Annotated in this window: 7 protein-coding genes and 1 rRNA gene; all 8 read right to left on the reverse strand. The window is 38.5% G+C overall.

What is annotated here, in order from left to right; all coding sequences use genetic code 11:
• Nucleotides 1–72 precede the first annotated feature (72 nt).
• Nucleotides 73–1164, reverse strand: coding sequence for a PIN/TRAM domain-containing protein (locus tag QGM71_RS18990; protein ID WP_327609145.1), 1092 nt, complete (start codon nt 1162–1164; stop codon nt 73–75).
• Nucleotides 1165–1332: 168 nt separating this feature from the next.
• Nucleotides 1333–2706, reverse strand: a complete 1374-nt coding sequence (gene radA / locus QGM71_RS18995) for a DNA repair protein RadA (protein WP_327609146.1) — start codon at nt 2704–2706, stop codon at nt 1333–1335.
• Between the two features lie 205 nt (nt 2707–2911).
• A complete protein-coding gene (clpC, locus tag QGM71_RS19000) occupies nt 2912–5338 on the reverse strand; it encodes an ATP-dependent protease ATP-binding subunit ClpC (protein WP_327609147.1) in 2427 nt (808 codons plus the stop codon).
• 17 nt (nt 5339–5355) lie between these two features.
• Nucleotides 5356–6420, reverse strand: coding sequence for a protein arginine kinase (locus tag QGM71_RS19005; protein ID WP_327609148.1), 1065 nt, complete (start codon nt 6418–6420; stop codon nt 5356–5358).
• The gene (locus QGM71_RS19010; protein WP_327609149.1) at nt 6417–6965 is read right to left on the reverse strand and encodes a UvrB/UvrC motif-containing protein; all 549 of its coding nucleotides are present in this window, start codon (nt 6963–6965) and stop codon (nt 6417–6419) included. Before QGM71_RS19010 ends, QGM71_RS19005 begins: the two co-directional genes overlap by 4 nt.
• 34 nt (nt 6966–6999) lie before the next feature.
• The gene (locus QGM71_RS19015) at nt 7000–7467 is read right to left on the reverse strand and encodes a CtsR family transcriptional regulator (RefSeq protein WP_327609150.1); all 468 of its coding nucleotides are present in this window, start codon (nt 7465–7467) and stop codon (nt 7000–7002) included.
• A 180-nt stretch (nt 7468–7647) separates the two neighbouring features.
• Nucleotides 7648–8355, reverse strand: coding sequence for an MgtC/SapB family protein (locus tag QGM71_RS19020; RefSeq protein ID WP_327609151.1), 708 nt, complete (start codon nt 8353–8355; stop codon nt 7648–7650).
• Between the two features lie 265 nt (nt 8356–8620).
• A 5S ribosomal RNA gene (gene rrf, locus QGM71_RS19025) occupies nt 8621–8736 on the reverse strand.

Consider the following 8736-nt stretch of genomic DNA (forward strand, 5'->3'; position numbering starts at 1 on the left):
ACCTAAGTATAACAAAAAGTGATAACAATTACTGTTATCACTTTTTTATAGTCACTATAAGTTATACCTTTTTTACAAGGCTTTTTCAAGTAACTTTGGTTTTGCAAAGATCATACGGCCAGCTGAGGTCTGAAGCACACTTGTAATTAATACTTCTATGGTCTTACCAATATAATCCCGGCCTTCTTCTACAACAATCATGGTACCATCATCTAAATAAGCGATCCCCTGATTATGTTCTTTTCCATCTTTAATGACTTGCACCATCAGTTCTTCGCCAGGTAGTACAACTGGTTTAACTGCATTTGCCAGATCATTAATGTTCAACACAGCAACGCTTTGCAGATCACAAACTTTGTTTAAATTAAAGTCATTCGTAACCACAACACCGTTAATAACCTTCGCTAACTTAATCAGTTTACTATCAACTTCCTGTATTTCTTCAAAGTCACCTTCATAGATTTCTACCTTGACCGGCAATTCTTTTTGAATCCGATTCAGTACATCCAACCCACGGCGTCCACGGTTACGTTTTAATACATCTGAGGAATCAGCAATATGCTGTAATTCTCCTAACACAAATTGCGGTATTATAATCGTGCCTTCGAGAAAGCTGGTTTGGCATATATCAGCAACACGACCATCGATTATAACACTGGTATCCAAAATCTTTGGTTTTGGTTGCATTGGTTCTGTTTCCTCATCAACCCTTCGTTTGTCTCTTTCCTTTTTACTGATATTTAGTAAATTAACAAACTCATCTCTGCGTCTAAAGCCAACCTGAAAACCAAAATACCCTAATAAAATTGTAATAAAGAGCGGTATCATCTGGGAAACTAGCTCTATTTGAATGTCTTTTAATGGTATGTTAATTAAAAAAGCAATGATGAGACCAACCATTAATCCAAGACTACCAAAAAATAAATCTCCAACCGGTAATTTAATAAGTGCTTCCTCAATCCATTTTAAAAATCCTACAATATAATCTACAAGCCAGTAGGAAAATAGAAATAATATAATTGCACCTACTATACTTCCTAGATATGGCGATGCTACCCAACGCGCCTCTGTAAAATCTAATAAATTAATAATTTCTGGTATATATAAATACCCAATGGTACCACCTATAATCAGAAAGAATAGATGAACGATCTTTTTTAGCACCACTGTCACCTCCTAACCTGTATTATTACCTTTTTAGAATAAAAATAATCCTACTAAATAAGAAAAAGCTATAATAACAAATAAATCGTAGCACACGAATGACCAACATTCAATAATGAAAACATAAAATTTTAACATAAACAATCGTTTATTTCAATAATTTACCCTCTATCTAGCAACTCCTATATCCAATGCTTCTTGAACCGTATTTACACCAATTACTTGAATGCCTTTTGGAACAGTCCAGCCATCCATGTTTCTTTGTGGGCAGATAACACGTTTAAAACCAAGTTTGGCCGCTTCCTGAACACGTTGTTCAATACGTGATACACGCCTTATCTCCCCCGTTAACCCTACTTCACCTACAAAAATATCCTCTGGCTGGGTTGGCTGATCGCGGAAACTAGAAGCAATACTTACAACAATCGCTAAATCAATAGCTGGTTCATCCAGCTTAACTCCACCAGCTACCTTTATATATGCATCTTGATTCTGAAGCATTAAACCTACCCTTTTTTCCAAGACGGCCATTAACAAAGGAACACGATTCGCATCAATACCTGTAGCCATCCTCCTTGGATTTCCGAAGCTTGACGGAGAAATTAATGCCTGGATTTCCACCAGTACAGGTCTTGTCCCCTCCATGGAGGCTACAACAGTAGAACCCGCGGCGCCCTGTGAACGCTCCTCCAGGAAAATTTCTGAAGGATTCATGACTTCCCTTAATCCTTCTTCCTTCATCTCAAAAATGCCCATTTCGTTTGTACTTCCAAAACGATTCTTCACCCCACGCAAAATACGGTACGTGTGGTGTCTTTCGCCTTCGAAATAAAGAACCGCATCCACCATATGTTCCAGTATTCTAGGTCCCGCAATAGAACCTTCTTTTGTTACATGACCAACGATGAATATAGGTATTCCATTGGATTTTGCTATTTTCATTAATTCACTCGTCGATTCACGGACTTGTGAGACGCTCCCAGGTGCACTCGAAATCTCTTCTTTGAAGATAGTCTGGATGGAATCGATAACTACAAAAGATGGCTTTATTTCCTCAATTTGTTTTGCGATATCAAATAAGTTTGTTTCAGCTAAAACATATAATAACTCTGCTTTTACGTTCAGCCGATCGGCCCTGAGCTTTGTCTGGCGCGTTGATTCTTCCCCTGAAATGTAAAGGACTGGTAATTCTTTTTCTGCTAGTTGAGAGGATATCTGCAGAAGTAATGTTGACTTTCCAATACCAGGGTCACCACCAATTAATACGAGTGAACCAGGAACAATGCCTCCGCCAAGAACGCGGTTAAATTCCTCCATTTTTGTTTTTATCCGCGGTTCCTTTTCTGATTCAATGGCTGTGATACTTTCGGGCTTACTCGAATATTTTGAGCCCACATTAAATGTATGCTTATTACGTTTGTCAGATGACTCCATTTCTTCAACCAAGGTGTTCCATTCATCACAACCTGGACATTTTCCCATCCATTTTGCAACCTCGTAACCACAATCCTGACATACATATTTCGTTTTTCGTTTGGCCAAGTTTCTCTATCCCTTCATTTATCTATTGTATACGATTTGCATAACCAGAAAGTTACAGATTTCTATCAATTTATAAAAACATTTCCTTATTAATGCCACAATTACCAGTTTCAGCCTGAGTAATTTGATTCGTTAATTAGGAAAAAGCTAGAAGAGTACTATCTTCTAGCTTTTTCTGACGGTTTTCGTTTAGTTACGTGTACGTCTATGGAAGAATAATAAATTCACCTTTATTATTCAGACCTACTTTAACTTTTTCACCTATGGCAATTGTTTCTTTTAGCAGCTCTTCAGATAATAAATCTTCAATATTTTTCTGAATAGCTCTGCGTAACGGCCGTGCACCGTATTCAGGATCAAATCCATCTGTTGCAATTTTTTCGATTGCTTTATCTGTTAATGTCAGGTCAATATCCTGGTTCTTCAAACGCTTTTGTAATTGGTTAACCATTAGTGTAACAATGTCCTTCATATGTTTTCTTTCTAGTGAGTGGAAGACAATCATTTCATCAATACGATTTAAAAACTCTGGTCGAAATGCTTTTTTCATCTCATCCGTTACTTTCGCTTTCATATCATCATATTCCTGTCCTTCTTCTCCAAGATTGAAGCCAACAAATTTATTCCGCTTCAGTTCACTGGCTCCCACATTGGATGTCATAATGAGAACAGTATTACGAAAATCAATCAGGCGTCCTTTGGAGTCGGTTAGCCGTCCATCCTCTAAAACCTGCAGCAAAATATTAAACACTTCAGGATGTGCCTTTTCTACTTCATCAAGTAAAACGACCGAATAGGGTTTTCTGCGGACCTTTTCTGTAAGTTGCCCACCTTCTTCATACCCGACATATCCAGGTGGTGATCCAACCAGACGTGATGTGGAGTGTTTCTCCATGTATTCCGACATATCTATACGAATCATTGCATCCTCATCAGCAAACATCGTCTCAGCTAATGCACGTGCCAGCTCTGTTTTCCCTACACCTGTTGGACCTAGGAAAATAAAGGAGCCAATTGGACGCTTCGGATCTTTTAGTCCAGCCCGTGCTCTGCGGATAGCTTTCGATACCGCATTTACTGCCTCTTTCTGACCAATAACACGGTTATGAAGTGTTTCCTCCATATTCAATAGACGCTCTGTTTCATCCTTTGTAAGCTTGGAGACAGGTACCCCAGTCCAGATGGAAACAACACTGGCAATATCCTCCACAGTTACCTCTGAATCTGTTTGCCCTTGCTTTTCTTTCCATTTATTTTTCGTCTCTTCCAGCTCTTCTCGAAGACGTTGCTCAGAATCTCGTAATGATGCTGCCTTTTCAAATTCCTGACTTTGTACTGCAGCATCTTTTTCTTTCCGCACTTCTTCTAACTTCTGTTCCAATTCCTTTAAATTAGGCGGAACAGTGTAGGAGCGAAGTCGTACCTTTGAACCAGCTTCATCAATAAGATCAATTGCTTTATCTGGTAAAAAGCGGTCAGTAATGTACCTGTTAGAGAAATTCACTGCTGCTTCAACAGCTTCATCCGTAATGGTGACCCTATGATGTGCTTCATATCGATCACGTAATCCTCTTAATATCTGTATCGTTTCATCCAATGTTGGTTCGTCAACCTGGATAGGCTGGAACCTGCGCTCCAGGGCGGCGTCTTTCTCAATATACTTACGGTACTCATCCAGTGTCGTAGCACCTATACATTGTAGTTCTCCACGGGCAAGAGATGGCTTTAAAATATTTGAAGCATCAATAGCTCCTTCAGCTCCTCCTGCCCCGATCAATGTATGCAGCTCATCAATGAATAGAATGATGTTGCCTGCCTGGCGGATTTCCTCCATCACTTTTTTCAAACGATCTTCAAACTCACCACGATACTTCGTCCCAGCTACAACGGTTCCCATATCAAGAGTCATAACCCGTTTATCCCGTAATGTTTCTGGTACCTCATTATCAATAATCTGCTGCGCTAACCCTTCTGCCACAGCTGTTTTACCAACACCAGGTTCCCCAATTAAAACCGGATTGTTTTTTGTACGACGGCTTAACACTTGAATAACACGTTCAATTTCTTTGCCTCTCCCAATAACTGGATCTATGTTTCCTTCTTTTGCACTAACAGTTAAATCTCTTGCCAATGAATCAAGTGTCGGGGTAGTGGCGCTTGATTGTTGCCCACGCCCCTGTCTTCCTGCCTGAGAATCATTACTGCCCAACAACTGTAACACTTGCTGTCTGGCTTTATTTAAGCTGACTCCCAAATTATTTAATACGCGAGCAGCTACCCCTTCTCCTTCACGGATAAGCCCCAAGAGAATATGTTCTGTACCTACATAAGAGTGTCCTAGCTTTCTTGCTTCATCCTGCGAGAGCTCAACTACCTTCTTAGCTCGTGGAGTATAGTGAATCGATTGCATCGGTTGTTTACCTACTCCGATTAACTTTTCAACCTCTTCTTGAATCTTTGGAACTTCCAAGCCAAGTGATTGCAATGCTTTTGCCGCAATTCCTTCACCTTCGCGTACTAGACCTAATAGAATATGTTCTGTACCTATATTATTATGTCCAAGGCGTACGGCCTCCTCTTGGGAAAGTGCTAATACCTTTTGTGCCCTTTCAGTAAAACGTCCAAACATCATATAGTATTTCCTCCTGTCTATTTCTCTAATTGTAATCGTTCACGGATAAGTGACGCACGCAGAACATCACGTTCATTTGCCGTCAAAGTCCTCTTCGCATATTGTTGCAGAAAACCAGGTTGTGTTAAAATCATAAGTTCATTCAGTATATTTCTGGAAACATTCTTTATGATTCCTAAGTCTATCCCTAATCGAACATTGGATAAACATCTTGCAGCTTCTTTTGATTCAATAATTCTGCTATATTCCAAAACACCATATGCTCTGTAAATACGATCTTCCACTGTTGTACCGGATTGTTCCATAATTCTGCTTCTAGCTCTTCGTTCATGATCAATTAGTTGTTTTACGACACTTTGCAGATCTTCAACAATATCTTCCTCTGATTTACCCAGTGTAATCTGGTTTGATATTTGAAATATATTACCTACAGCTTCGCTTCCTTCTCCATAGATACCTCGAACAACAAGCCCCAATTGATTTATCGAAGGAATCATACGATTAATTTGTTTCGTCATAGCTAAAGCTGGAAGGTGCATCATAACAGAGGCACGCAAACCTGTGCCAACATTTGTAGGGCAACTCGTCAAATATCCTCTTGTTTCATCAAAGGCATAGTTGATCTCCTCTTCCAGCCAATCATCTACTTTAAATGCCTCTTCTAAAGCCTTGTTTAATTGGAACCCTGGAAAATAAAGCTGAATCCGAATGTGATCTTCTTCATTAATCATAACAGAAACTTGTTCGTTACTAGATATTAGTGCTGCTGCGGTTTGAGCATGCTTTGCCAGATGAGGGCTGATAAGATGCTTTTCTACCAGAACGCGTTTTTCTACAGCTGTTAAATTTTTAACTTTTAAAAAAGCAAAATCCTTATATTCATGAAAGGACTTATTCTCATACTCTTTTTCAAAAAAACCACGGATATCTTCCAATTTTTCAACTTCTGCAAGAATTGGATACGAAACATCTGCAAAATTCCTCGCCAGCCGAATTCGACTGCTTAAAACGATATCACTATCCGGGCCCTCTTCACGCATCCAAGGACTAATTGCATCATTCATGAAGTGCTGTAAGGTCATGAATCATCACCTGCTCCCTCATTTTTCTTCGTATTTTCCAATTCTTTAATTTTATCTCTTACCTTTGCTGCCTCTTCAAACGCTTCATTATCAATCAGACTCTGCAATTCAGCCTTATACCCTTCCAGTTGCTTCTTTGTGTGCAAGTCGCCACCTTTACGCTTTGGAATTTTCCCATAATGCTTTGTATTTCCGGAATGCACACGGCGGAATATAGACTCAAGTCGTTTAGAAAACGTATCATAACATGCTGCACATCCAAATTTCCCAGTACTTTTAAAGTCCGAAAATGTCATTTCACATTTAGGACACTGTAATTCCTTAACTTGATTAAAGGATTTACCGTGTTGACTTTCTATTTTTGCAGAATCAAAGTTAAATAGACCTGATAGTAAATTTTGAAGCGAATACCCATCTTCCGGATAAGTCATATAGCCCTTTTCCTTTGCACACACTTCACAGACATGGACTTCTTTTTTATTGCCGTTGATAACTTGCGTAAAATGAAGTGTGGCTGGTCGCTGCTGACATTCTTGGCATTCCATCTCTATTTCCCCCTTTACGACTTATAAATTCACCTTAATTATTCAAATATTTTAAGGTTGTTAGCATTGCAGTTAACACACGAGCACGGACTTCATCACGTAACGGCAACTGAAAAGCCAGCGTGTTTCTATCAATGGCGCTCAGCATAATTTTTGCCTCTCGTTCTGTGATCAACTTTTCTTCCAGCAGTCTTTCTAACACATCGAGAGAAGCTTGCTGTGTTAAAGTTGGGTTGATCATCTTTATAATTTCATCAATCATTTCTGATTTCTCTTGATGTATAACGCGTATTATCCGAATGTATCCACCGCCACCACGTTTACTTTCTACTATATACCCTTTTTCCACAGTAAATCTCGTCTTAATCACATAATTAATTTGTGAGGGGACACATTGAAACTGTTCAGCAATTTCACTTCGCTTTATCTCGATCACTTTTTGGTCTTTGGCTTGCAGTATTTTTTTCAAATAACTTTCTATCACATCTGATATGTTACTCATGAGCCCTCCCCCTCTCTCCATATTGACCTTTGACTTTGACTATCTTTGACTATGATTTTATTATACGCCAAATTATCTAAGATGCAAATACATTGATCTATATACATTTTAGACAAAAAAATGTAATTCAAAACGATGAAAACTATTTTTCCACTTAGTACAGGGATACTTTTGGTTTTATTACTGTAATTCAGAGATATTTTTAACATGATCTATTTTAGAAATCTCCGAAAATAATGACACTCGGTCTAATTCTGGCTTTCTTTCTATTTTTATAAATATATTCCGCACATTATTTTCCACTTTTACAATTTCCACATTTTTAATAGTTACTTCATACTCCTCAAAGATCGCAACAACGTTATTAATTTTAAGCTCCGGTAACGCTACAATTTCAATTAAGTTGTTTGTTGTTTTACCTTTGCCTCTTGTAAACAGCTTTTCAAAGTTATTCAGGAAAATTAAACTTAATAAGATAACCAACGTTGTAAAAACAGCCGCCCCATACATTCCCGCGCCTACAACTAAACCTATTCCTGCCACTGTCCAGATGGAAGCAGCTGTAGTCAGTCCACGGATTGTCCCTCCGTAAACAATGATTGTTCCTGCACCAAGAAAACCAATACCACTAATAACATAAGATGGAATTCTTGCTGGATCAAATCGAACATTCCCGTACCTTTCAATAAATTCTTCAAACCCGAATAAAGATAATAGCATCATTAAACAGGCTCCAACACCGACTAGTATGTGAGTGCGGAAACCTGCTGAATGATTTTTTAATTCACGTTCAAAACCAATCAATCCTGATAAAACTAAAGCGACTAATACACGAACCATTATTAAAAGGAAATCTTCCCCAACTACTTGATCAAAAAACGCACTCACTTTCCGCACCCCATTAAAATTAGTCATATCTATTTATTTTACATTAAAATTATGAAAACACCTAGCATTTATGTTTGCAATTTTCTAAATTAATATACTGCTGCTCTTTTCAACTTATTTGTACAGTAAGGTTTTTATGTCTGACTAGATGAAGTATTCGAAAGAGGCATAGAAAGGAAGGTATTTATCATAAAACAGATTATAAAAGCTTTAATAAATACAAAAACAGCTAAGACATGAGACATGACTTAGCTGTTTTACCTTTGCCTGGCGGCGTCCTACTCTTGCAGGGACAAAGTCCCAACTACCATCGGCGCTGAAGAGCTTAACTTCTGTGTTCGGGATGGGAACAGGTGTGACCTCTCCGCTATTACTACCAGA

Source organism: Virgibacillus tibetensis, assembly GCF_036026595.1.
Lineage (GTDB): Bacteria > Bacillota > Bacilli > Bacillales > Amphibacillaceae > Virgibacillus_P > Virgibacillus_P tibetensis.